We start from the raw sequence: 23,806 nt of genomic DNA on the forward strand, positions 1-23,806 counted from the left end.
TCTACCACCTCATCAAGGTCAACCCCCGCACCGGCGAAATCGCGAGTTGACAACTATAGGAGCGTCAATGCGCTGGCCGAGGCCCTGAACTCGCTGTTCAAAGCCGAGGTCATCCGGAACCTCGGTCCTTGGAAGGGCATCGACGACGTCGAGATCGCGACCGCGGAATGGGTCCACTGGTTCAACACCTTCCGGCCCCATCTCTCGCTCGGCGGTCTCACACCGCAGGCCTTCCGCGACGCCTCCTCCACGACCGTTCCCGAACCGCTCCCCGAGACCCTCAACGCCAGATAACCGACCCTCCACCAAAACCGGGGCTTGACACTGCCCTGAACCGCCTCGGTCCAAAGGACGCGGACTCTCTTGAGAATCATGCTGTTGAGACTGAGGACCCGACCGAGTTCGTCAGTGAGGACCGGAACAATAGCACCGCCACGACCAAGAAATAGGGGATCGAGCATGGCACGTCCGCCCACAGATCGCGCGCCGGAGTCGAGGTGCGATAAACCGACAGGGGCACGTCTCGACACTGGCCGGATCCGTGCTGCTCGAGATGTCATCGATCCCGTCTTCCTCGACACTCCGCTGTATCGCTGCGAAGCACTGGAGCCGGGTTTGGGGTGCACGGTGAGCATCAAGCTCGAGACGGCGAACCCGGTCCGCAGCTTCAAAGCCCGCGGCACTGAGCTGGTGGCGAGCCAGCTCGCCGACCGAGGCAAGGAGGCCGTGGTGTGCGCCAGCGCAGGCAACCTCGGTCAAGCCCTGGCCTGGTCCGGCCGCGAACGGGGGCTCGCAGCCACCGTCGTGGCATCCCGACATGCGACGGCGACGAAGCTCGATCGCATCCGCGCTCTTGGAGCCAGGCTGGAGCTGGTAGACGGTGACCACGAGCTGGCCCGCGAACGCGCAGCGGCCATCTCCAAGGACGAGGGCATCCGTCTAGTCGAGGACAGCCTCGACATCGAGACGTGCGAGGGCGCTGCGACCATCGGCCTGGAACTGGTGGAGGCATTGTCGTCGTTCGACGTGGTCCTGATCGCTCTGGGCGGTGGGGCGCTGGTGACCGGCGTGGGGCATGTGGTGAAGTCTTGCGCGCCAGGGACCGAGGTGATCTGCGTCCAGCCCGAGGGCGCGCCGGCGATGACGCGCTCGTGGCACCAGCGCCGCGTGGTTACCACCGGCTCGACTGACACGATCGCTGACGGCGTTGCCGCCCGACGCCCTATCCTCGCCGTCCTGGATGACCTCCTCCTGGTCGCTGATGACGCCGTCCTGGTCGACGAGGCCTCGATCATCACGGGCATGCGGATGCTCTTCGAGCATGCCGGGCTTGTCGTCGAACCCTCGGCAGCCCTCGGTATCGCGGCGATCCTCGAAGACCGTGACCGCTTCGCCGGTCGACACGTGGTCACCATCGTGTGCGGCAGCAACGTCGACCTCGATCTGTATCGCAGCTGGGTCGGAACCGACTCTCTCTGATCGGTCTTGCGGTTGCATCATGCCAATACATTTCTGCAGAACAATCGTGTGCCGCCCCGTCGCAGTCCAGCGACGTGCGGACGTCGCGCTTCGCGACCTAAGCCTGCGCCTGGACAGCGGACGGAGAATGGCCGATGACCGCCGCGCCCAGAACCAGCCCTGCGACGGCGAGTGTTGCGGCGACGAGGAATGGATCGCCGGCGTGCAACGCCGGTGCGAACCAGAGGCACACGTAAACGGCTACACCGGTCGCGTCGCCGAGTCACTCAGAGTCCGATTACATCGGGACGAGCGGCGGCCTGCCGCCAATATGAGGCAGGATCGGGCACAAGACGGCGGCTATTCAAGTCAAGTACCCCACCGATGTTTGCGATCTCGGCGAGAAGGATTCCGTCGATGCGGCGAAGCTCTTGCTCGATTCGGAACGTATGTCCTTCACCCCAATGGTAGGAACAAGTCACGTCAAGTTCGTCTCCGGCGAGAACCTCGTGACGATACCGAATCGTCTCTTCAAGACTGACAGGGCCGACTCGGCGTGCAGTCAACACGTCGTAATCGATCCCGGCTGCCTGTAGCGCTTCCCAACGAGAGTGCTGCCCGTATTGCATCAGCACCGCAGAGGACACGTGACCGTTGCCGTCAATCTCATACCCGCGTACCGAGACCCGTACCGAGAACTGGTCACTCATTCCGCATCCTTTATCACTCGCATGACATCATGATACTCATCACTACTCACGAGACGATATCGGAAGGGTCGTTGCTGTGTAGTCACTCATACAGCGTCCCAGCGGTGAACTCGTCATTAAAGGAGACACGCCCTAGGCCTGGACGTCGACCTCTCTGTGGACGGCGACGTCCACACCCCAGACCATTCCAAGCGGGCGCAGACGCTACACCGCACGGCGAGCAAGAGCCGCGGGGTGCGGCTCCGAGTCTGGAACACCAATAGGGACGGCACCTTCATCGTGACGGTGCTCGCCGTCGAGAGCCTTCGCGGTGGTTGGCTTCAGATCACGGTCACCTGCAGCGACCCGAGCAGGGTGGTGAGGAAACCAGCCGTTGCGGGCCAATTCCTCGACGTAGTCGAGTTCGCAGACGTCACCGCGCTCCGCTCCCAGTCCGAGTACACCTCTGTGGAGGGTCTCGAAGCCCTTGAGGCTTTGATCGGCTCCCCAGACCGGCGCCTCCCGGTGATCGTCGCGGCCCCACTCGATGACGTCCCCTTCGACTCCTGGAACGCCCTCGTCGACCGGTGGACGACGCGGACCGTCGGCATCGCCCACGTCATCTCCCTCGCTCCGCACGCCGCCCAAGAGCTCGCAAGCCGACATCGGCTCCAAGCCGTCCTTCCCGGCACCTTGCGGACCTACCCCGCGGGCGCCGATCTCTCCGACCCGTTGACCGCCAAGACAGCGCGCTGGCTCAGCCACCGGTCACTGGCTGACGACGACAGGGCCGTCGCAAAGACCATCGAGAGTTTCGTCCGTCAGCATGCCGCCTCGCAGCCACTTTCCCTCCCGTCGGCGGCGCGCGAATGGTCCCGCGCATTCGACCGGATCGCTAGCGGCAAGCTCCGAGCAGCAGTCACTCCTGCACCCGTGTCACTTAGCGAGCGCCGCGAGCTCTTTGCCACCAGACAGCGTGAGCTCTCCGAGTTGCGGCAGGCCCCGGCACTCCGGCGGGACGAGGGCGCACAGACGGCGCCGCCGCCCGTCCCTGAGGTCTTAACCGCGCCCGAGGCACCAATACAGGAAATCGAGCATCTCCGGCGGGAGCTCACCGCGTCACAGTCTGCGCTCGCGGCATCTACGCAGAGCCTTCGCACCGTGCAGGAAACGCTGATGCTCGACGGCATCGACGAGGAGTCGCTGCTCGGACTCCTCGAGCTGGCGACGCGGACCGTCCCGGACCAGTCCGCAATCGATACCCTCCTCGACACCAACGACAGCTTGCAGACCCGCATCGAGGGCCTCGAGGAGGACGTACTCACTGAGCGGTCCGACAAGATCGAAGCGCGCAAGGCGCTGAGCCGGCTCGAGGACGATTACGGCCGAGCCAGGCGCGAGATCGAATACCTGCGCTCGAAGGTTGCGGAGCGCAATCCCGAAGCCGCGTATTCGTTCACCGACCAAGGCGCGCCGCAGAATCCTCTCGGCGAGTGCCCGGCGACGTGGGAGATGCTGGCTGACAGAAGGGACCTCTCCGACCACGGCATCATCCTCACTGCCTCCGTGAAGAAGATTAAGGATCTAGAAACTGTCGACGCCGACGGATCCGCCCTGACCGCGGCCTGGGACGCCCTCGGGACTCTCGCGGCGTATCGGAATGCGGTCCGCGCAGGGACGTGGGATCGGGATGTCCACGACTTCTGCGAATCCGGCCCGCTGGGCCAGTTCCGCGTCCCGCCGAACAAGCACTCCCGAGGCGAGACCGGCTCCACCAAGCAGGACAACCGGTACCGGAAGGCTCGGCTCCTCCCCGTTCCATCGAGCGTGGAACAGAGCGGGATGGTGCACATGTGGGCCCATTTCAAGCCCTACACGTGGACGAGTGAGAAGAGGCTACGGATCCACTACCACGACCAGGTCAGGAGCGATGGGGCGATCTACGTCGGGCATGTCGGGGAGCACTTGCCCTCTGCGTCGACGACGAAGTTGCACAGGTGATCTATTCGCCCCATCGCCACGATGCATCCGATTGGCATGCTCAACGGTCGGCATTCCCGGAACTCCCAACGGGACTCGTCCAAACATCGGATACTTAGGGGGAAGTCTGAGAAAGGAGCCATTCCGTGTCACCGATGCACCAGAACGTCGCCGGGGCCGTGAGCGATGGCGTTCTGAGGGCTCTGCAGGAGATGAGCTCGGATTACGTGCGCCGAGCGTTGCAGGGCGAACTCGAGTCGACAACCGCAGTCGAGGCTGCCCGGGACGCGATGGCTCTCCAGGACACACTCCATGGACACCCGCCGACGCCTGTGCAGGCACGGGCGCACCGTGCGCGCGACGACGCCGTGGACGCCGTCCCACCTGCCCGGGAACCACGATCCGATAGCCACCATCAGGCACCGGCTCCTCGCAAGGCTCCTGTAGCGGAACTGCAGTCCCGCGGGACTTCTCGACGACCTACCGGACCGAAGCCTGCACTCTCGCCAGCGCCAGCGCCAAACATGTCACGCACGGCTCCCAGGCCAGCCGGGACGTCTCGAGTGCCCCCCGCCCCACCCAGGCCGTCACCCGCGCCCGCCATGCGCGAGAGACGCCGCGAATCTGATGGTCCGGGACTCCCCGAACTGCTCCGTCGCGAACCCGCCGCGGTCCTGAAACAAGCCCGTGGGATGACGCCGGTGGAGCGAGACCGACTCCTCATCGTTGCGCGCAGCGCAATGCGGACCCTCCAGACCGGCTCGTACCCGTCATCGGTCGCGCGTCCCGCCGGGGACCGCGCACATCAGATCATCAAGGGCATCGAGCGCCTGCAACTCGTCATCCCTCCTGCACCCACCAAGGGTAAGAAGAAGCGGAAGAAGAAAAGTAAAGGCGGCATTCCGGTGTCCGGGGCGAAGCTTGCGCCCGCAGTGCGGCGGCAATTGAACGAGGCCGCGCATGCCCGGGCGAACGCCGCTCGGACAAGACCGCTAGACGAGGACGAGCGACTGCTGGTCCGCTCCCGCACACCGATCTACGGTGGCTACGGCCCTCCAGTCTCAGGAGGTTTACCTGGCTTGGGTGCTCACGGTCGCTGAGGTCGGGGCCCCTGCGAGGCGCGCAAGGTGGTGAGGGCGATCTCCATACTCGTTGACGCTTCTGGCCCTCGCCGACATCAGCCTCCCTGCGCAGGTTGAGTGTATCGACGGGGGTCCGCTTCAGTTCTTGCCTCGAATCGAGCGACTTCCTGCCGCAGTTCGCGGGCCATCACTCGAAGAAATCCTCGTCGATCTCCACCATCTGCACCGTGTGCTTCACCTGCACTCCGACTCCGTAGCGGATCATCATCCTGGTGAGCCGTTCCCCGTCCATGAGAACGATGCGGTTGGGCACCTGTTCCACGTACCGCTGAGCGTCTGTGCTGAAGCGGCTGGTGGTGATGAAGACTCCCTGATTGGCGGCGTTGCCCGCCAGTGCACCGACGAACTCCTGGATCGCCGGCCGGCCGACGGTGTTGTCCGAGGCATATCGCTTCGCCTGCACATAGATGCGCGAGAGACCCAGTGCGTCCTGGTCGATGATCCCGTCGATCCCTCCGTCCCGCGAGAGCTGGGTGCGGGAGGCGGATCCCTCGGCACCGCCGTACCCCATCGCCATCAGCAGGTCCAGCACGGCCTGCTCGAAGAACTCCGGCTCCTGGCCCTGGATGCGCGAAAGCAGTTCCCCGGCGACATTCGCGTTGATCCGAGCGACCCCAGCTGCGATCTGCTCATCCGGATCGAGCGCAGAATCATCAACCTCCGCCACCTCGGGCTGTGCGACCGGTGGTGCCTGGACCGCTGCTCGCTTCGCGTGCGGTGACTCGTAACCCGGCACGTTGCGAAGATCCTTCTCCGTCATTCCTGCGGGATGCTGAGTAAGGAGTCTTCGCCCGACTTCGGTGATGAGATACCGGCCCCGGCTAGGGCGCTCGACGGCACCCGCTCTCGCCAGATAGGACAGTGCCCAGTTCCCTCGATTCACCCACTGCTCTTGCCCCGAGGGGATGACGATCGCGCGCTCGTCCGCCGTCACATTGAGCAGATCTGCGGCGGCCGTGACGATCTCTCGGGTGCGCCGCACCTCCCCATCGGCGAGCACCCGGAGGGAGGGGACCATGTACTGGTTCCAGGTGGGGGCGGGCATTGATGAACTCCTCGCGACGGTCGGCAACACCTTGAGGCTAGCCCTAGGCATCTTTGTGTGGTGGCGCTTCCGCGTCAGCGGTCACCGCACCGACTCTGCGTGATGGGTGGTGTCATAGCGTCGTAGCAACACTCCCGGACGATGGGGGCTTGAGACGAGGCGGCCGGGGATGGTGCCGCAGGGGCTGACGTCTTCGGATCGGTCGGAGATCTCGACGGCAGCGAAGGCTGGGTAGGAAGTCCGTCGAATAGCTGCTCACCTGGGGCGATGCCCCTCAGTGGTCTCTCGTGAGATCCGGCGGAACACGACGAAGACTCGCGGCTACCAGGCCGTGACCGCGGACGTGAAAGCGCAGCACCGCCGGGCCCGTCCGCAGACCCGGAAGATCGCCGCGGATCCCGTGCTCGAGGCGAGGGTGAACGCGGACCTCGCCGCGTCATGGACCCCGAACGAGATCGCGGGCCGCTTGCGTCTGGAGGCGGCAGACCCAACCGTTGAACGCATGGCGAACTTTCCCGACGCTCAGGGCCGCACCGTCAGCGGAGAAGCGATCTACCAGTACATCTACGCGATCCCCCGCGGGGAGCTCGCGAAGCCTGGGATCTTCTCGCAGTCCAAGCGGACCAAGCGCCGGCCCCGCACCACCGGCCGGACGCGCGGTGGTCCGATCGTGGGGATGGTCCCGATCGCGGAACGAGGTGAGGACGCCGCGAAGCGGCGGGTGCCCGGGCACTGGGAGGGAGACCTGTTCATCGGGAAGAACGGCACTTCGTGCGCCGAGACGCTAGTGGAGCGGATGAGCGGGTTCACCGGTCTGCTCGCCCTCCCCTCGAAGCACGCCGAGGGCACCGCGGACGCGGTCATCGAGTACTTCACCAAGCTGCCCAAGATGATGCAGGCATCGCTGGCGTGGGACCAGGGCAGCGAGATGGCCCAGCACGCGAAGGTTTCCCTGGCGACGGACATGCCGGTCTACTTCGCCGATCCCTACTCGCCGTGGCAGCGGCCGTCCAACGAGAACACGAACCGGCTCTACCGGGAGTACCTCCCCAAGGGCACCGTGATCCCCGACCACCAGCCTTTCCTCACGACCATCGCTGAGGAGATCAACAACCGACCCCGCGGCAGGCTAGGCTACCTCACACCGACCGAAGCATTCGCTCGATTACTGGCCGACGAACCCCACGTTGCTTCCACGCTTTGACACCACCACGAAGCCGACGGGACCATGCGATCATCGCATAATGGAGACTCTCACGGCGTTGCGCGTTCTGGTAGCCAAGTACGAAGGTCGGGAGCAACCGGCTGTCCGCTTCCGGCCTGCCACATGGATTCAAGAGTTGAACGAGATACCGGATTCAACCTCGGCGCTCGATGTGCTGACCGACTCCGAACTGACCGGGTCAAGTGAGTCAGTTTCAGGTGATCGAGTAACCGACCGCCAACGAGTACATGGTGCCGCGAGCATTGCCGCAACTGACAATCCGGAGAGTATGCTCCGCGCGTTTCTCCTTGTACAAGCATGGGGTTCCGGAACCAGTGGGTCTCGAACTCTACGTCACACCCGCGCGGCGTTCGAGGACCGAGAGAATCTCGTTCACTCGCTCTCTGCGACAGCTCAGATTCTCCGCAGCGGTGATGATCCCTCCGCGATGGCGGAGGCCTACGGAGCCTGGCGTTGCGCAGGCGTCCGTCGCTCCTTCTTCACGAAGTGGTTCGCATTTGCCGGGACGAAGGAGGAGCGCGAATGGCAACCGCTGATCCTCGACGATCGCGTCCTAAGCACGTTGAACGACACGCTTGAGTTGTCCACCAAGGACATTGCGGGGACACGCCTCTGGAAGAAGCGGTACCAAAAGTATGTTGAAGAGATCCACGGATGGGCTGCTGCCCTAGCGATCGATGCGTCGCGCCTGGAGTGGATCCTGTTCAGGCACAATGGGAAGTCGCTCACCTGACCTGGCATTCAGATCCGAGTGCCTGGCCGTTCTACGGCGCCTCAGGTGAGACCGACGCTTCAACCGGGTCCGAACCTGCTTCATTGAAGTGCTAGGTGCCGTAGCAGTAAAAGTATGACTCACCGCCACCGAAGCGGGTGGCGTGGAGAGCCTGCCCCGCTGCGCTAACCCGCCCCTGCGATCTCTAACATCCGCTCCGCCGCGCGCCGATCCGTCACCAACCCCGTGATCAGCCCTGAACGCGCGACCCCCATGATCGCCTGCGCCTTCTCACTGCCCGCCGCCACAGCTACGACATGCGGCGCCGCACTGAGCTGATGGATCTCGGTCGTCACGCTCATCCGGGTGACGTCCTGCGCGACCACGCCCCCGTCGGCGCTGAACCAGTGGCCGAGCATCTCGGCGACCGGGGCTTCGTCATCCAGCTGCGCGCGCACTGCTGGTGCGGGACAGCTGATCGAGGGCACCCCTGATCTCGACGAGAAGCTGCTCCGTATGCGCCATGGAGCCATGGTCCCACCGGAGCGACCTGAGCTCGTGCGGTGCGCCGCGTGTCAGCCGTCGTGCGGGCGGCCGTCCGGAGCGGGCTCGGACCGCAGCTGATCCGCGATCTCCTCCTCCGGGCGGGGCGCCGCCGTCTGATCGTCCTCAAGCTGTGGGACGGGCGGTTCCCCGGGTCCGGGGAACGGTTCGTGCGTGGGATCTCCGGATCGAGCGGTCATGGCGAGGCCTCCCTGTCGTGGTGCCCCCAGGCTACGCGCGGCGGGAGCGGCGGACCAGGTGGGAGGAGCGAGCACGCCGACGTGCCGACGACGGCTCAGACGAACCCTTCCTCGACGAGCTCGCACCCGCTCTCGGTGATGACGTGCCTCTGCCCGGAGCCGTCGACGACCCGGCTCCAGCTCGCCACCACGAGCCGGTCCTCCTCGATCGACATGCGGAAGCCGCCGTACATCCCTGGATAGGGGAACCAGAGCGACTCGAGCCGGTCCAGGGCGATCACCTCGGTGGGCACCGGGCGGGACCGCACGGGATCGAGGCTCCGGGTGCGCTCCGCGATCAGGTCGGCCACGTGCTGATCCCACGCTGCGAACGTCTGCTGCTCCCGCTCGGTCAGCTCCGGTATGGCGAGGATCTCGAGCAGGTGACGGTGGCCGCGCGTCCTTGCGAGATCGACCGCCCGGGCGCCGTCGGCCGTCCGGAGCGAGCGCCACGCGCCGAGCCGGATCAGGTGCTCGGCGACCTCGACCGGGGCCCCGAGCCACGCTGCCTGGTGCAGCGGGGTGAACCAGGTCGTCCCGCCGAACCGCCACTGGTTGGCGTCCTGCGCCTGCCCCGACTCGAGGAGGTCGAGCACCACCTCCCAGCGGCCGGCCTTCGCGGCGTCCGCGAGGCGGTGGGATGCCTCGACGATGCTCTCGTTCATCACCTCGGGATCGAGGATGCCGGGCCATTCTGCGCTCATGAGCGGTCCTCGCGGAACTCGTCGGGGGTTGTCGTCCTCAGGTCATCGTGCCGCTCCGCTCGGAGCGACGTTGGTCCCCCTCCGCATCTCATCCGGCTCGCTACGATCGATGCCATCACTTCCCCGGGCGAGAAGCGACCGGAGAGCGAAGTCGAGAGGGTTGATCACCGTGCGCGCAGCACGCTATTACGGCAACAAGGACATCCGCATCGAGGAGATCGACGAACCCACCGCCGGCGCTGGCGAGGTGCTCATCGACGTCGCCTTCTGTGGGATCTGCGGCACCGATCTGCATGAGTACCTGGACGGTCCGATCTTCTGTCCCACCCCGGACACGCCGACGTCCTGGACCGGAGAGACGGCCCCGGTGACGCTCGGCCACGAATTCTCCGGGGTCGTGGCGGCGCTCGGCGAGGGCATCACCGACCTCGAGGTGGGTGACACGGTGGTCGTCGAGCCCTACATCCTCAAAGACGGCACCGACACCGGTCCGGACTCGACCGACTACCACCTCTCCGAGGGAATGAACTTCATCGGCCTCGGCGGCGGCGGAGGCGGTCTGGCCGAGAAGCTCGCCGTCCGTCGCCGCTGGGTCCACAAGATCGATCCCAGCATCCCGCTGGACCAGGCCGCGCTCATCGAGCCGCTCGCCGTCGCCTATCACGGAGTACAGCGCTCCGGCGCGAAGGCCGGTGACATCGCCGTGATCGGCGGCGCCGGCCCCATCGGACTGCTCACCGGTGCGGTGCTGCGGGCCCTGGGCGTGACAGTGGTGATCTCCGAGCTCTCCTCGTTGCGCCGCCAGAAGGCCCTGGACTCCGGCGCCGCCGATCACGCACTGGACCCGGCCGCAGTCGACGTGGCCCAGGAGGTGCACGACCTCACCGGCGGCAAGGGCGCGGACATCGCCTTCGAGGCCACCAGCGTGCAGGCGGTGCTGGACACCCTGATGGATGCGCTGCGACCCACCGGGGTGCTGCTGAACATCTCGATCTGGGGCCACCGCTCCGACTTCGACATGCACAAGCTGGTGATGAAGGAGATCGACCTGCGTGGATCGATCGGATACGTCAACAACCACCCGGCGGTCATCGAGCTCGTGGAGAGCGGCAAGATCGATCTCGCTCCCTTCATCACCGGGCGCATCCAGCTCGAGGACCTGATCGACAAGGGGTTCGACACCCTCATCCATCGCAACGAGACGGCCGTGAAGATCCTGGTCTCCCCCTCCGGCAAGGGCGTCGACCCGGCCTGAGCCGGGGTGCCGTGACGTTCGGCGGCCGCGACCGGAGCTCCTCGCCTCGCGAAGCTCCGGTCCCGCTGTTTCTCTCGGCGTCTCCGTGCAGCCGCGGGAGCGAAATCTTCGGGCGGAACCGGAACTGAGCGTCATCCATCTCGCGCCCCGCCTCCTCGCCCCGTCGGCCCGCACCTGATGGAATGTCCCCATGAGCCGACGTCGCCATGACCGCCACCCGCTCGGACGGGGCGTCGCCCGCCAGCGCTCGAACCGCCATGCTCTACACACTTCACGACATGCGCCCTCCCCCGTCGAACCAGCGGCGGAGAACCCTCTGATCCGGGCGCTCCGCCCAGCGCTGCGTTCCGATGATCCGTCCGCGTTCTGGGTGGCTGCGGCGCCGTTGGTCACGGAGCTCGCGAATCTGGAGCACCAGGCCGAGGTGCTGCCCGAGGGGGTGGACCTGCTCGACACCTTCCTCGAGATCAACGTCGCGGAGACCACCGCGCTGCTGCACATGGTCGCCGCGATGAGCCCCGATGAGGGTCTCCGCTCCCGGGCGCAGGTGGGACTCACCGCCCGGCGCCAGCCGATGCCGCCGCAGGTCTCCGGGCTCGCGCAGGCGTCCGTCGCCGAGGCAGTCGCCTTCTCCGACGGCGCCGGGGAGAACCTGATGGTGGAGCTGGTCCTCCCCCGCGGCGTGCGGGCCGTGCTCATCTCCTACATCCCGTGGAGTCCGTCGCCGTACGTCAAGGACACCTTCGTGGTCGGCGAGTCCATGGCGGAGGTCATCCGGAAGTACCGGGAGATCATGGCGAGGGAGGGGGGCTCCTTGGACGCGGTCCTCGAGGTCGTCACCACGGCGGATGCGCGCGCCCGCTTCAGCCAGGCCCTCGCCAACACTTCGGCGGAGGTGGAGCAATCCGCCGACTGGGAGCAGTGGCCGATGCTGCGGCCCTTCGTGGAGTTCGTCGTGGGCCGGATGCCCGAGGGCGGGACGGGGTACGACGAGAACGACCTGCTCAGCGGACCCCTCGGTGCGTCGCTGACGACCCCCGAGCGGCCGCCATGGATCCTCGAGGACGGCACCGACCTGGTCCAAGAGTTCACGGTCTCCGAGCACGCCGCCGACCTGAAACCGGGCAAGGCGGTGGAGGATCTGGCCGCCTACCTGATGATCCTGCTCGACGCGAGCTTCGGCGATCCGCTGGGCTGGGATTCGGAGCTCGCCGAGTGGATCCTCTCGGAGGTCCTTCCCACGGTGCCGATGCTCTCCAAGGCGGCGGTAGCGCAGATCCCCGCTGCCCTGCCGGCGCTTGTCGGCTGGTCGCTCGAGCGCAAGGGCGAGGAGCCGTCCGTCATCGCGCAGACCCTGTCCGCGCTCACCCCGCTGCTCGAGGAGTTCCCGGCCCGTCGCGCTGATCCGCACATGCGCGCGCGGCGACTCGAGGAGCAGGTCGACTACGCGCTCGAGCTCGAGGACTCCACCGCGCTGCGACTGGCGGACCTCGCCCTGCGCGCCGGCGGCTTCGAGGTGCTCGCAGAGCTCGACACCACGCCGCTGCCCACCGAGGAGCTCGCGCTCGCGCTGTTCCCCGAGGAGCTGCGCGGCCTCGCCGCCGAGATCGACGCGCACCTGGTCGAGGGGGTGACCGCACTTCTCGAGCAGCGGCCCGGATCCGCCGAGAGCGACGAGCTCCTCACCGCCTGCCGGCGCCTACTGGTGCGCGTCGCCCAGCTCGATGATGCGGTGCTGCGACGGAAGGCGAGCACCCGCAACACCGCTGCGGCGGTCGTCTCGATCATCGCTCGCGGCAACGACCTCATGGGCTATTCACCGGCGCCCCTGCACGAGAAAGACCTGCGTCGCGCCTTCGACCTGCGCAGCGCCCCGAGCCAGCGGGCCCGAAGCCTGAAGGAGGCCGCCGCGCTCCCCCATCGCTATACCGGCCGTCGAAAGCGGGCTGGTCCGTGCGGAGGATCGCTCGTCACCTCGTGATCACCGGAGCGCCCCAGTCCGGCCGCACGACCCTCCTACGCACCATCGGAGCATCGCTCGCTCTCAGCAGCACGCCCGCCGAGGTGGCGATCTACGGCCTGGACCTCTCCGGCTCCGGGCTGCGCCGCCTGGAAGCATTCCCCCACGTCGGCGGCGTCGCGACGCGAGGTGACGAAACACGAATCACCCGCCTGATCGAAGAGAGAGAAGTTTATTAATGTGGCTCTTCGCGGTTCATGGTGAATGACCCTGCTGTAGCGGGTATTCACGCTACGGTTCTCGTGGCGCTGGTCAGCAGGATACGCATCCGGTAGTTCTCGGCGTTGCGGAAGCCGCGGCCAGTGCGTTTGATGTTCTTGATGCCGGTATTCGCGGCCTCGACTCGAGCGGTGGTCGCGCCGGTGACGATGAGGACCTCGATCGCGTCCCACCAGGTCACGACGGTGTCGTAGAGCTTGGTCGCCTCGGGCATATTCGCGATCTGCACGAAGTAGCCCATCCGCATCCGTTCCTCCCAGGCCTGAGCCAGGGTGTCGGTCGCCAATAGGCGGCGGAGCTGCTCCTTGATGCCCCAGGCGGCGGAGAGCTCGTCGGTGGGGTCATCGGTGCGGAACACCGTCTCCAACCGCTCCCAGGCCCGTGGAGTGAGGGTGTCAGCGCCGCGTAGCAACAGCATCCGGTGGGCCCAGGCCGGGTCGTCCTTGCGGCCGCGACGACCGCGATGGGTGCGGGCTAGGGCGCGTCTCCTATTTGCGTAGCCAGGCGATGACGGCGCAGAGGACGACGCCGGCTCGGTAGGCGATGGCGTGCTTGTCATAGCGGGTGGCGATCCCGCGCCATTGCTTGGCCAGTCCGAACTGTCGTTCGACGACATTGCGGCCGGCATAGGCGACCTGGTCGAGCGCAGGCGGGCGTCCGCCGCGAGTGCCCTTCTTCTTGCGTGAGGCGATCTCGTCGGATTTCTGGGGAATCACCGTTTTGATGCCCCTGGCGGCGAGCATCCGGCGGGTCTTGCCCGAGGAGTAGGCCTTATCCGCAACGACGGCGTCGGGCCGGATCCGGGGGCGGCCAGGCCCCAGACGGGGAACGCGGATGTCGTCGAGGACCTCGAGGAGCATCGCGCCGTCGTGACGCTGTCCGCCGGTGAGCACGATCGCCAACGGCATTCCGTTGCCGTCGACGGCGGCGTGGATCTTGCTGCCCAGCCCGCCGCGCGAGCGCCCGATAGCGTGCCCATCAGGCTCTTCAGGAGACGGATTGTTGTGGTTCGCCGTCGCCCCCTGTGGGCTGGTCAGGACGCGTCGTGTTGGTGCCGTGCTGATGAGCTCGGTTGATCGTCGAGTCCACCGAGACCATCCACTCGATATCGCCCGCGGCATCGGCCTGCGCCATCAGTGCGGCATGGATCCGGTCCCAAACACCGAGGCGGGCGTAGAGGTAATGGCGCTTCCACACCGTCTGCCAGGGACCGAACTGCTCACGGGGAAGATCTCGCCACGGGATCCCGGTCCTGGCGCGGTAGATGATGCCCTCGACGATCTTGCGGTTGTCGTGGAAGGGACGCCCTTTGCGACCCGTGTTCGAGGGCAGCATCGGCTCGATTCGCTCCCACTGCTTGTCAGTGAGGACTTGGTGCCGAGGAGTCGTCGCGGTAGCCATCCCTCGACGCTCTCGCACGAAACAGCTCACACATAGGAGACACGCCCTAGTTGTTGCGGGTCATGACGTTACAGCCACGGGGTCGGGTTGAAGGAGTGCCCCCGTCGTCACCCGCCCGGGACAGGTTTCTCAGGAATCTGCGGCATCCGCCTCGGCGCTCGCGCGGCGCACCGTCTCGAGGTGCACCGGGCGCACCGTGTCGACCGACCCCTCGATGTCGTCGTGGCTGCGCAGCCAGTGGGCGACGTAGGGGCAGACGGCCACGATCCGGTGCCCCTCGGCGACGCTGGTGACGAGCGCGGTACGGGTGAGGATCCCGGCCAGGCCCCGCCCGCCGAAGGCGTCGTCGATCACCGTGCGGTAGAAGATCCGCTGGTCATCGGGGTCCACGGCGGGATAGGTGAATATCGAGGAGCCAGCCTGCTCGCCGCCGACGAGGATGTCGAAGCGGCGGGAGAGGGTTCAGAGACCGCAGCTGGCGACGAGGCCCCACTGCGGCAGGCCAAACAGCTCGCGCGCACCCTCAGTCAGCACGTCGTCGACTACGGCACGCCCTAGCGCCTCCGATTCACGGGACTCAGCTGGCCCCCGTCGGCCTGATACGCGCTGCCGGTGTCGCACGGCATCGTCAACGAAGTTCGGTGCCCGGCGCGCGCACCCGGCACGGACGGAGCAGTTGACAGGCGCGGAACAAACCGGTTTGATAGTGATCAATCAAACCGGTTTGCGCAAGGTCTCCCCGGTTGCTTGCCCATCCCACGCACAGCCGAGTTCCGCCTACGATGCTCGCCCCGCCCCACGCACAAGGAGGTGCCCGATGACCGCTCCCCGCAAGGCCACGATCGGTGACGTCGCCCGTCACGCCGGCGTCTCCAAGGGCACCGTCTCCCTCGCCTACTCCGGCAAGCGGCCCGTCTCGGAGGAGACCCGGCAGCGGATCTTCGACGCCGCCGAGGAGCTGCAATGGACCGCGAGCCACCGCGCCCGCGCCCTGGCCACCTCCCGCACCGGGGCGATCGGCCTGGTCGTGGCCCGTGACCCCGAGGTGCTGGCCACCGATGCCTTCTTCTCGAAGTTCATCTCGGGCTGCGAGCGGGTGCTGGCCGAGCACGACATGGGGCTCATGCTCCACGCGGTCACCTCCTCCGAGGCCGAGCGCCTCGTCTACGAGCGCCTCGCCGCCGGGCGGGCCGATGGCGTGATCCTGCTGGACGTGCAGGTCGAGGATCCTCGCTTCGAGCTCGTGCAGCGCCTGGGCCTGCCCGCTGTGGTGCTCTCCGCCGAGGAACCCACCGGGGGCGAGACCGCTGGGCTGCCCACGGTGTACTCCGATGACAGCCCGGCGGTCACGGAGCTCGTCGGCCGCATGGCGCAGGCGGGGCACACCCGGATCGCCCACGTCGCAGGCCCGGACCACTACATCCACGGGCGGATCCGCCGGGAGGCGTTCGCCGCCGCGATGCGCGAGCAGGGCCTGGACGGCTCCCTCGTGGTCGAGGGCGACTTCACCGCCGCCTCCGGGCGCGACGCCACCGCGCAGCTGCTGGACCGCGCCGATCCGCCCACCGCGATCCTCTATGCCAACGACATGATGGCGATCTCCGGCCTCTCGCTGGCCCACAGCCGTGGCCTGCGCGTGCCCGAGGACCTGTCGATCAGCGGCTACGACGACAGCGAGCTCTCTGCCCACCTCTCCCCCGCCCTGACCACCGTGAGCACCGGCGCCGTGCAGCGCGGCCAGATCGCCGTGACCACGCTGCTCGCCGAGATCGCCGGCGAACAGCCGCGCCACGTGCTCGCCGACCACACCACCGTCGTCCCCCGCGGAAGCATCGCCGCCCCGCCCGGAACCCCCACCCGCACCGCACCCTGAGGAGTTCACCGATGAACATCACCCGACGCACCTTCACCGCCGGCGCTCTCGCCGTCCCGCTGGCCGCCACCACCCTCGCCGCCTGCGGCAACGGGGGCGGCGGTGGCGGCGAGGCCGCCTCCGCCCGCGGCCCCATCACCATCTGGCTCTCCAACAACGAGCAGGAGGTCGCCTGGGGCAAGGCCATGGTCGAGGCCTGGAACGCCGACCACCCCGACGAGAAGATCACCGCCCAGGAGATCCCCGCCGGCCAGAGCTCCGAAGAGGCGATCACCGCTGCTATCACCGCGGGCACCACCCCGGATCTCATCTTCAATATCTCCACTGCCGCCGCGCCCGGCTGGGCCAAGCAGGGCGGCCTGGTGGACCTCAGCACCTTCGAGGACGGCGCGAGCTACATCGAGGACCGCACCGGCGCGGATGTCGCGACGGGCTATGCGGACGCCGACGGCAAGTACTACCTGCTGCCCTGGAAGTCGAACCCCGTGATGATCATGTTCAACAAGGATCTGTTCACCAAAGCGGGTCTCGATCCGGAGAACCCCGGGATGAACAGCTTCGACTCGTTCCTCGAGGGGGCCCGGAAGATCGTCGAGTCCGGTGCCGCCCCGGCCGCGATCTGGCCCTCTCCCACCAACGAGTTCTTCCAGCCCTGGTTCGACTTCTACCCGCTCTACATCGCGCAGACCGACGGCCTGCAGCTGGTCGAGGACGGCAAGTCCACCTTCGCCTCCGACGACGGCGCGGCGGTCGCGGACTTCTGGGCCACGATCTACGCCGAGAAGCTGGCCCCGAAGGAAGCGGCGACCGACGACGCGATGGCGACCGCGAAGACCGCCATGCAGGCCGCCGGCCCCTGGGCGATCAGCTCCTACAAGGACGCCTTCCCCGTGGGCTTCATGCCCGTCCCCACCGCGGAGGGCTCCGATCCGGAGACGGTGAAGACCTTCGCGGACTCCAAGAACGTCTCGATGTTCACCACGTCGAAGAACCAGGCCACCGCCTGGGACGTGCTGAAGTTCGCGACCTCGCAGGAGCAGGACGGCGCCTTCCTCGAGGCGACCGGGCAGATGCCCCTGCGCGCCGGTCTGCTGGACACCTTCGGCGACTACTTCGCGAAGAACCCCGACTACGAGGTGTTCGCCGGCCAGTCCGAACGGGTCGTCGACGTGCCCAACGTGCCCAACTCCGTCGAGGTGTGGCAGACGTTCCGGGAGAAGTACTCGGCCGCGGTCATCTTCGGCAAGGAGCCCGTCGAGGGCGCCCTGCAGGCGGCGGCCGACGAGATCGACACGCTCGTGCAGGGCTGATCATGACCGCCACCACCACCCGTGACGCCCCCGAGCGGAGCCGGCGCTCCCGGCTGCCGCTCGGCGGGCTCCTCGGGGCCCAGCCGCTGGGCCTGCTGCTGGTGCTCCCCTACGTGCTGTTCCTCGCCGCCGTGATGGCGTGGCCGCTGATCCAGGCGGTGTGGATCTCGTTCCAGGACTACTTCTTCACCGCGCCCACCGCGGTGGTGGAGCACCCCTTCGTGGGCTTCGAGAACTACGTCAGCGCGATCACCGATCCGCAGGTGCAGCAGTCCTTCGGCAACATCGCCGTGTTCCTGGTGATCAACGTGCCGCTCACCGCGATCCTCTCGCTCGTGCTCGCCTCGGCGCTGAACAAGATCGTGCGCTTCGCCTCCGCATACCGGGTCGCGTTCTACATCCCGTACGTCACCGCGAGCGTGTCGCTGATCGGCGTGTGGATGCTGCTGTTCTCCTCCGGCGGGCTCGTCAACACGATCCTCGGCCCGCTGGCCCCGGATCCGTCATGGCTGGTCAACAGCTCGCTGGCGATGCCGTCGATCGCGCTGTACGTGACATGGAAGCAGCTGGGGTTCTACATCCTGCTGTACCTCGCCGCACTGCAGGGCATCCCCAAGGAGCTGTACGAATCGGCGGCGATGGACGGCGCCGGCGCCGTGGGCCGCTTCCGGAACGTCACCGTGCCCGGGGTGCGCAGCGTGACCGCCCTGGTGCTGATCCTCGCGATCATCACCGGCGCGAACCTGTTCACCGAGCCGTACCTGCTCACCAACGGCGGCGGGCCCGACGGCGCCTCCGCCACCCCGGTGCTGCTCATCTACCAGAAGGGCATCCAGCAGACCAACCCCGACGTCGCCTCGGCGATCGGTGTGCTGCTGGTGATCGGCATCGGCCTGCTGTCGATCCTCGCCGCCCGCACCGGACGGGAGGACTGACATGACCCCCACCCCGCACCCCACGCGCCGTCGCACGGCAGGACACGGCGGCGCCCGACGCAGCAGCGTGATGCTCTACGTCGTGCTGACCGTGTTCGCCCTGGCGTTCGTGTTCCCGTTCTGGTTCATGGCCGTCGGCGCCTTCCAGGAGAACCCGACCACCTCCCCGGCGGATCTCTTCCCCACCGGTGGCTGGACCCTGCAGAACTTCACCGACATCAACTCGCGGCTGAACCTGATCCGGTCGCTCGCGAACTCGCTGATCTTCACGCTCGGCGTGCTCGCCGGCACCCTCACCTTCGGCTTGGTGGCCGGGTACTCGCTGTCCCGTCTGAACTGGCGGGGCCGCGGCGTGCTGTTCGCGATCATGCTCGGCGTGCAGGCGATCCCCTTCCAGCTGCTCATGATCCCGCTGTACGTGCAGGTCACCCGCACTTACGGACTGGGCGACTCGTACCTGGGCATGATCCTGCCGTTCCTGATCAACACCACCGCCGTGTTCATCTTCCGCCAGTTTTTCCTGTCCCTGCCGGAGTCCCTGTTCGAGGCGGCGCGCATCGACGGCGCCTCCGAGCTGCGCATCATGGTCGAAATCGCGGTGCCGCTGGTGAAGCCGGCGATCGCGACGGTCGCCCTGATCACCTTCATCGGGCCGTGGAACGAGTTCCTGTGGCCGTTCCTGATCACGAAGAACGCCGAGCTGCAGCCGCTCGCGGTCTCGCTGGCGAACTACATCTCCAACGTCTCCCGCACAGCGTCGAACCCCAACGGCGCGATCCTCGCCGGAGCGGCCACCCTGGCCTTCCCCGTGGTGCTGCTGTTCGTGTTCTTCCAGCGCTACTTCCAAGCCTCCGACATCAGCTCCGGGGTCAAGGGCTGACGCCCTCCCCGCAGCAGATAACTCCCTGTTCGTCCCTGTCATCCACTCCTGAGGAGAAGCATGTCCACCGTGTCCCTGTTCGGCGGAGCCACGTTCCCGCTCGGCCCGTTCGTCCCCTCCGAGAGCAACCCGATCCTGCGCCCCAAGGGCGACAGCTGGGAGTCCTCGAACCTCTACAACCCCGCGGCGCTCGTCGTCGATGACCAGGTGGTGCTGCTGTACCGCGCCCACGCGGAAGACATCGTCTCCCACATCGGGATCGCGTTCAGCGACGACGGCTACACCTTCGAGCGGGAGGACGCCCCGATCCTCTCCCCCGAGCACGACTACGAGCGGTACGGCTGCGAGGATCCCCGCATCGCGTTCATCGAGGGCACCTACTACCTCACCTACACCGGCTGGGACCGACGGATGGCCCAGTTGTGCCTGGCCACCTCCACCGACCTGCGCACCTGGACCAAGCACGGCCCGCTGTTCGAGCATTTCGACACCTTCAAGGTGATGGACCCGCGCGGACACAACTGGTCCAAGGCCGGCGTGATCGTGCCCCAGCAGATCGACGGAAAGTGGTGGATGTACTTCGGCGAGGGCGGCATCTACTGGGCCACCAGCGACGACCTCATCCACTGGACGCCCGGCACCAGCGACGACGAGCCGATGTACCTGCCCACCCCCGGCACCTTCGACGAGGCGCTCGTGGAGATCGGCACCTCCCCCGTGCTCACCGACGACGGCCTGCTGCTGATGCTCACCAACGGCGCCACCCGCGAGGTCCACGAGGACGGCACCGTCGACGTCGACTACCGCTGCGGCCAGATCCTCATCGACCCCGCCGAGCCCACCAAGGTCATGGCCCGCCTGCAGGAGCCGTGGCTGCGCCCCCAGACCTACGAGGACACCCACGGGCTGGTCTCCAACGTCACCTTCGTCGAGGGGCTCGTCAGGTTCCGCGGGAAGTGGTTCGCGTACTACGGGCAGTCGGACACGACACTGGCTGTTGCCGTGGCGGACCCGGCTGAGGGGTTCGGGGTGGGGCTCAGCGCGGACGCTTGACCTGTACGTCCGACTCCCACGGAGAACGGCGAGGCCGCACAGGCCAGGGATCTCGGGCACCAGCGGCATAGCAGAACGGCAGCAGCACGCCGTCGAGATGCTCGCGCCGTGGGCCGATTCCTGATGAGATATCCGCATGAGCCGACGTCGCCACGACCGCAACCCGCTCGGGCAGGGCGCTTTTCACCGCCCCGCGAGCCGGCACATCCCGCACACGCCAGAACCTGCGCCGTCCTCCGCTGTGCCTCCGGCAGATAACCCTCTGATCGAGGTGCTCCGCCCGGCGCTGCGCTCCGATGATCCGACCGTGTTCTGGATTGCCGCGGCGCCGCTGGTCGTGGAGCTCGCGGATCTGCGGCACCACCCCGAGGAGCTCCCCGAGGGCGTGGACCTGATGGACACCTTCCTCGAGATCAACGTCGCGGAGACCACCGCGCTGCTGCACATGATCGCGGCGATGTGCCCCGATGAGGACCTCCGCTCGCGGGCCCGGGTGGGACTCACCTCCCGGCGTCAGCCGATGCCGCCGCAGATCTCCGGCCTCGCGGACGCCACGATCACCGACACCGTGGCGATCACCGACGAGGTCGGGGAGAACCTGATGGTGGAGCTGACTCTCCCCCGCGGGGTGCGGGCCGTGCTCATCGCCTACATCCCCCGAGCCCCGGCGCTGTTCGTGAAGGACGCTTTCGTGGTCGGCGCACCGATGGAGGAGGTGCTCCACCGGTATCGCGAGATCATGGCGAGCGAGGGATCATCCCTGGACGAGGCCCTGGAGGTCGTCGCCCCAGCGGACGCTCGGACTCGCCTCGGCCAGGCCCTCGCCCTCACTCCCGCAGACGAGGGCACGGCGGGATCCGAGGAGCAGTGGCCGATGCTGAGGCCGTTCGTGGAGTTCGTCGTCGGCCTCATGCCAGCGGGTGGGACGGGGTACGACGAGGACGATCTCCTCGACGGCGCTCCCCTGCCGACCTCCGAGCGCCCGCCATGGATCCTCGAGGACGGCACCGATCTGGTCGCGGAGTTCACTGCCTCCGCGCACGCTGCCGGACTGGAGCGCGTCGAGACGGCGGCAGACCTGGTCGCCTACATGATGGTCGTGCTCGGTGGGGGCCTCGGCGACCCGCTGGCATGGAATCCGGAGCTCGCCGAATGGTTGCTCACCGACGTACTGCCGACCACCCCGATCCTCTCCGAGGATCAGGCCGCACAGGTCCCTTCCATCCTGCCACCGCTCGTCGCCTGGTCTCTCGAACGGACAGGAGAGGACCCCTCCGTGATCGCGCAGACCCTTCGTGAGATCACCCCGCTGCTCGAGCAGTTCCCGGTTCGTCGCGCTGATCCCCGGATGCGTGCGCAGCGGCTCGAGGAGCAGGTCGACCTCGCGCTCGAGCTCGGGGACCCTTCCGCGCTGCGCCTGGCGGATCTCGCTCTTCTCGTCGGCGGATTCGACGTGCTCGCAGAGCTCGACACCACGCCGCTGCCCACCGAGAGGCTCCCGCTCGAGCAGTTCCCCGACAATCTGCGCGATCTCGCCGCCGAGATCGACGCGCACCTGGTGGACGGGGTGAGCGCGCTCCTAGCGGGGCAGCCCGCCCCCGACCAGACCGCCGAGCTCCTCACCGCCTGCCGGCGCCTGCTGGCGCGCATCGCCGAGCTCGATGACGCGGTGCTGCGACGCAAGGCGAGCACCCGCAACACCGCCGCGGCGATCGTCTCGCTCATCGCCCGCGGCAACGAGCTGATGGGCTACGCCCCGGCGCCTCTGCACGAGAAAGACCTACGGCGTGCCTTCGACCTGCGCAGCAATCCCAGCCAGAGGGCACGCAACCTCGCGGAGGCCGCCGCATTGCCCCATCGCTGGTCCGGCATCGCACTCGCCGATCCGGGCCTGCTGCTCGGCACCGCGCGGGCCGAGATCCTCCGGAAGCAGGACGTGCTGCGGGAGCAGGATCCGCTTGCGGGTCCGGGCGCGATGGGACGACGATCCTGAGGATCGGGCGGGCCGGGCCCTCAGGACCTTCTACTCGAAGCTACTCTAAATAGTTTAGAGTAGGCCTATGTCGTCAGCGATCCTGCATGACCTCAACGCAGCACCGGCTCACGACCGTCTGCGGCGGCTCATCGAAGCTCCCGAAGACCAGTGGTTCGACCGGAAATCTGCTCGAATCGCACCGAAGGATCTGGCCCGAGCACTCACTGCCTTCGCCAATGCCGAAGGCGGCACAGTGGCGATCGGGATTCGCGACGGAGGCTACGACGGCGAGCTACTCACCGCGGATAAGGAGAACGCGCTCCGACAGGCCGGGATCGACTTTGCCGTTCCGCCGGTTCGAACGCTGGTGCATCGACTTCCACTCGACGAGGAGCGATCCATCCTTCGCATCGACATCCCCCCGAGCGAACATGTGCACGAGACCGTCAGCGGCGAGGTGTATCTGCGAGTCGGCGATGAGTCGAAGAAGCTCTCCTACTCACAGCGCCGAGAGCTCGACTACGACCGGGGCAGCGCGCAGTTCGAATACGAACCTGCCGTCGACGCGACCATCGAGGATCTGGATGGCGATGAGCTGACCGAGTATCGCGAGTCGATCGGTGCCACCTCTGACGACCTCACCGCACTGCGAGCACGGAGCCTAGTACGCCGGGACGGCACTCTTACCCAAGCCTCTGTGCTCCTGCTCGGCCGACATCCGCAGGACTGGCTCCCCCAAGCACATGTGCGCGTCACCCGCTTCAGCGACGACACTGCGGGCACCGGCCGTCGACAGACCGTCGAGTCCGGCATGGACACCCGACTCGAAGGCCCGATCGCCCGCATCGTCGACGAGGCAGCCGCTCTCATTGAGTCATGGATTCCGCACCGCCGCGCTCTCGACACGAACGGGCGGTTCACCGACCAGTCACTCGTCCCGAAGGATGCCTGGCTCGAGGGTCTCGTGAATGCTGTCGTGCACCGTAGTTATTCGATGGCTGGCGATCACATCCGTGTGAACATCTTCCCCTCGCGCGTGGAGATCGAGAGCCCCGGCCGCTTCCCCGGGGCCTACCCCCGGTTCGTGGACACGGGGGTGTTTACGCTGCGAGCGCTAGCTTAGCGGTGTAGGCGCGCTCGTAGGCGTT

21 protein-coding genes and 2 pseudogenes are annotated in these 23,806 nt (G+C 67.1%); 15 read left to right on the forward strand and 8 right to left on the reverse strand.

The features are described from left to right. On the forward strand, positions 1-294 hold a 294-nt coding region (locus ABD093_RS11270; RefSeq protein ID WP_425546254.1), incomplete at its 5' end, for an integrase core domain-containing protein. 165 nt (positions 295-459) lie between these two features. Next, the gene (locus ABD093_RS11275; protein ID WP_096178059.1) at positions 460-1,479 is read left to right on the forward strand and encodes a threonine ammonia-lyase; all 1,020 of its coding nucleotides are present in this window, start codon (positions 460-462) and stop codon (positions 1,477-1,479) included. A gap of 266 nt (positions 1,480-1,745) precedes the next feature. Here ABD093_RS11275 and ABD093_RS11280 read toward each other — a convergent pair whose 3' ends face one another. After that, positions 1,746-2,168: an acyl-CoA thioesterase gene (locus tag ABD093_RS11280; RefSeq protein WP_096178056.1), complete on the reverse strand. Its 423-nt coding sequence runs from the start codon at positions 2,166-2,168 to the stop codon at positions 1,746-1,748. Between the two features lie 156 nt (positions 2,169-2,324). On the opposite strand from ABD093_RS11280, the gene ABD093_RS11285 reads away from it, so the two are divergent. Further along, complete coding sequence (locus tag ABD093_RS11285; RefSeq protein ID WP_343924529.1) at positions 2,325-4,148, forward strand: hypothetical protein; 1,824 nt, start codon at positions 2,325-2,327, stop codon at positions 4,146-4,148. A 1,248-nt stretch (positions 4,149-5,396) separates the two neighbouring features. Here the strand turns inward: ABD093_RS11285 and ABD093_RS11290 are convergent. Then, a complete protein-coding gene (locus ABD093_RS11290) occupies positions 5,397-6,314 on the reverse strand; it encodes a restriction endonuclease (RefSeq protein WP_343924531.1) in 918 nt (305 codons plus the stop codon). A gap of 169 nt (positions 6,315-6,483) precedes the next feature. Here ABD093_RS11290 and ABD093_RS11295 point away from each other — a divergent pair. Beyond that, a pseudogene (locus ABD093_RS11295) lies at positions 6,484-7,518 on the forward strand (IS30 family transposase). A gap of 40 nt (positions 7,519-7,558) precedes the next feature. Continuing rightward, the gene (locus ABD093_RS11300; protein WP_343924533.1) at positions 7,559-8,272 is read left to right on the forward strand and encodes an 8-oxoguanine DNA glycosylase OGG fold protein; all 714 of its coding nucleotides are present in this window, start codon (positions 7,559-7,561) and stop codon (positions 8,270-8,272) included. Between the two features lie 164 nt (positions 8,273-8,436). Here ABD093_RS11300 and ABD093_RS11305 read toward each other — a convergent pair whose 3' ends face one another. From ABD093_RS11305 to ABD093_RS11315, 3 genes are all read right to left on the reverse strand, one after another. Next, on the reverse strand, positions 8,437-8,709 hold the full coding sequence (locus ABD093_RS11305) for a sugar-binding domain-containing protein (RefSeq protein WP_343924536.1): 273 nt from the start codon (positions 8,707-8,709) through the stop codon (positions 8,437-8,439). A 117-nt stretch (positions 8,710-8,826) separates the two neighbouring features. Then, the gene (locus ABD093_RS11310) at positions 8,827-8,994 is read right to left on the reverse strand and encodes a hypothetical protein (RefSeq protein WP_299305856.1); all 168 of its coding nucleotides are present in this window, start codon (positions 8,992-8,994) and stop codon (positions 8,827-8,829) included. Positions 8,995-9,089: 95 nt separating this feature from the next. Then, positions 9,090-9,737, reverse strand: coding sequence for an ankyrin repeat domain-containing protein (locus ABD093_RS11315; protein ID WP_343924540.1), 648 nt, complete (start codon positions 9,735-9,737; stop codon positions 9,090-9,092). A 169-nt stretch (positions 9,738-9,906) separates the two neighbouring features. On the opposite strand from ABD093_RS11315, the gene ABD093_RS11320 reads away from it, so the two are divergent. From ABD093_RS11320 to ABD093_RS11330, 3 genes are all read left to right on the forward strand, one after another. Beyond that, positions 9,907-10,992 carry a 2,3-butanediol dehydrogenase gene (locus ABD093_RS11320; RefSeq protein WP_343924542.1) on the forward strand — a complete coding sequence of 362 codons (1,086 nt, stop codon included), beginning with the start codon at positions 9,907-9,909 and terminating at the stop codon, positions 10,990-10,992. A gap of 190 nt (positions 10,993-11,182) precedes the next feature. Further along, positions 11,183-12,973: a hypothetical protein gene (locus ABD093_RS11325; protein ID WP_193119539.1), complete on the forward strand. Its 1,791-nt coding sequence runs from the start codon at positions 11,183-11,185 to the stop codon at positions 12,971-12,973. Next, positions 12,970-13,191: an FtsK/SpoIIIE domain-containing protein gene (locus ABD093_RS11330; RefSeq protein WP_319021718.1), complete on the forward strand. Its 222-nt coding sequence runs from the start codon at positions 12,970-12,972 to the stop codon at positions 13,189-13,191. The genes ABD093_RS11325 and ABD093_RS11330 overlap by 4 nt, the downstream gene beginning before the upstream one ends. 47 nt (positions 13,192-13,238) lie before the next feature. Here ABD093_RS11330 and ABD093_RS11335 read toward each other — a convergent pair. From ABD093_RS11335 to ABD093_RS11345, 3 genes and pseudogenes are all read right to left on the reverse strand, one after another. Beyond that, positions 13,239-13,718, reverse strand: a pseudogene (locus tag ABD093_RS11335) (ISL3 family transposase); the annotation flags it as partial. A gap of 1 nt (position 13,719) precedes the next feature. Next, a protein-coding gene (locus tag ABD093_RS11340) for an IS5 family transposase (protein WP_193119633.1) occupies positions 13,720-14,632 on the reverse strand; the annotation gives its coding sequence in 2 pieces (ribosomal slippage) (positions 13,720-14,253 and positions 14,255-14,632; 912 coding nt in all). A 129-nt stretch (positions 14,633-14,761) separates the two neighbouring features. Beyond that, positions 14,762-15,073: a GNAT family N-acetyltransferase gene (locus tag ABD093_RS11345; RefSeq protein ID WP_193119482.1), complete on the reverse strand. Its 312-nt coding sequence runs from the start codon at positions 15,071-15,073 to the stop codon at positions 14,762-14,764. A 376-nt stretch (positions 15,074-15,449) separates the two neighbouring features. On the opposite strand from ABD093_RS11345, the gene ABD093_RS11350 reads away from it, so the two are divergent. The 7 genes from ABD093_RS11350 to ABD093_RS11380 all read left to right on the forward strand — a co-directional run bounded on the left by ABD093_RS11350 (position 15,450) and on the right by ABD093_RS11380 (position 23,781). Next, entirely contained in the window at positions 15,450-16,505 is a 1,056-nt protein-coding gene (locus ABD093_RS11350; protein WP_343924548.1) for a LacI family DNA-binding transcriptional regulator, read from the forward strand. An 11-nt stretch (positions 16,506-16,516) separates the two neighbouring features. Next, a complete protein-coding gene (locus ABD093_RS11355; RefSeq protein ID WP_193119470.1) occupies positions 16,517-17,815 on the forward strand; it encodes an extracellular solute-binding protein in 1,299 nt (432 codons plus the stop codon). A 2-nt stretch (positions 17,816-17,817) separates the two neighbouring features. Then, a complete protein-coding gene (locus ABD093_RS11360; RefSeq protein WP_193119471.1) occupies positions 17,818-18,750 on the forward strand; it encodes a carbohydrate ABC transporter permease in 933 nt (310 codons plus the stop codon). A gap of 1 nt (position 18,751) precedes the next feature. Beyond that, positions 18,752-19,630, forward strand: a complete 879-nt coding sequence (locus ABD093_RS11365) for a carbohydrate ABC transporter permease (RefSeq protein ID WP_226851054.1) — start codon at positions 18,752-18,754, stop codon at positions 19,628-19,630. A 60-nt stretch (positions 19,631-19,690) separates the two neighbouring features. Beyond that, complete coding sequence (locus ABD093_RS11370) at positions 19,691-20,683, forward strand: glycoside hydrolase family 130 protein (RefSeq protein ID WP_193119472.1); 993 nt, start codon at positions 19,691-19,693, stop codon at positions 20,681-20,683. 136 nt (positions 20,684-20,819) lie between these two features. Beyond that, positions 20,820-22,676 carry a hypothetical protein gene (locus tag ABD093_RS11375; RefSeq protein ID WP_193119473.1) on the forward strand — a complete coding sequence of 619 codons (1,857 nt, stop codon included), beginning with the start codon at positions 20,820-20,822 and terminating at the stop codon, positions 22,674-22,676. A gap of 67 nt (positions 22,677-22,743) precedes the next feature. Continuing rightward, positions 22,744-23,781: an RNA-binding domain-containing protein gene (locus ABD093_RS11380; protein ID WP_343924553.1), complete on the forward strand. Its 1,038-nt coding sequence runs from the start codon at positions 22,744-22,746 to the stop codon at positions 23,779-23,781. Positions 23,782-23,806: the final 25 nt, after the last annotated feature.

It is taken from the genome of Brachybacterium tyrofermentans (genome assembly GCF_039526165.1).
In the GTDB taxonomy this organism is placed as follows: domain Bacteria; phylum Actinomycetota; class Actinomycetes; order Actinomycetales; family Dermabacteraceae; genus Brachybacterium; species Brachybacterium tyrofermentans.

What these genes read in the sequence shown, in the direction of transcription:
- ABD093_RS11275 (WP_096178059.1), top strand. Translation starts at nt 460, where the DNA reads ATGGCACGTCCGCCCACAGATCGCGCGCCGGAGTCGAGGTGCGATAAA.
- ABD093_RS11280 (WP_096178056.1), bottom strand. Translation starts at nt 2,168, where the DNA reads ATGAGTGACCAGTTCTCGGTACGGGTCTCGGTACGCGGGTATGAGATT.
- ABD093_RS11290 (WP_343924531.1), bottom strand. Translation starts at nt 6,314, where the DNA reads ATGCCCGCCCCCACCTGGAACCAGTACATGGTCCCCTCCCTCCGGGTG.
- ABD093_RS11300 (WP_343924533.1), top strand. Translation starts at nt 7,559, where the DNA reads ATGGAGACTCTCACGGCGTTGCGCGTTCTGGTAGCCAAGTACGAAGGT.
- ABD093_RS11310 (WP_299305856.1), bottom strand. Translation starts at nt 8,994, where the DNA reads ATGACCGCTCGATCCGGAGATCCCACGCACGAACCGTTCCCCGGACCC.
- ABD093_RS11315 (WP_343924540.1), bottom strand. Translation starts at nt 9,737, where the DNA reads ATGAGCGCAGAATGGCCCGGCATCCTCGATCCCGAGGTGATGAACGAG.
- ABD093_RS11325 (WP_193119539.1), top strand. Translation starts at nt 11,183, where the DNA reads ATGAGCCGACGTCGCCATGACCGCCACCCGCTCGGACGGGGCGTCGCC.
- ABD093_RS11350 (WP_343924548.1), top strand. Translation starts at nt 15,450, where the DNA reads ATGACCGCTCCCCGCAAGGCCACGATCGGTGACGTCGCCCGTCACGCC.
- ABD093_RS11355 (WP_193119470.1), top strand. Translation starts at nt 16,517, where the DNA reads ATGAACATCACCCGACGCACCTTCACCGCCGGCGCTCTCGCCGTCCCG.
- ABD093_RS11360 (WP_193119471.1), top strand. Translation starts at nt 17,818, where the DNA reads ATGACCGCCACCACCACCCGTGACGCCCCCGAGCGGAGCCGGCGCTCC.
- ABD093_RS11365 (WP_226851054.1), top strand. Translation starts at nt 18,752, where the DNA reads ATGACCCCCACCCCGCACCCCACGCGCCGTCGCACGGCAGGACACGGC.
- ABD093_RS11370 (WP_193119472.1), top strand. Translation starts at nt 19,691, where the DNA reads ATGTCCACCGTGTCCCTGTTCGGCGGAGCCACGTTCCCGCTCGGCCCG.
- ABD093_RS11375 (WP_193119473.1), top strand. Translation starts at nt 20,820, where the DNA reads ATGAGCCGACGTCGCCACGACCGCAACCCGCTCGGGCAGGGCGCTTTT.
- ABD093_RS11380 (WP_343924553.1), top strand. Translation starts at nt 22,744, where the DNA reads ATGTCGTCAGCGATCCTGCATGACCTCAACGCAGCACCGGCTCACGAC.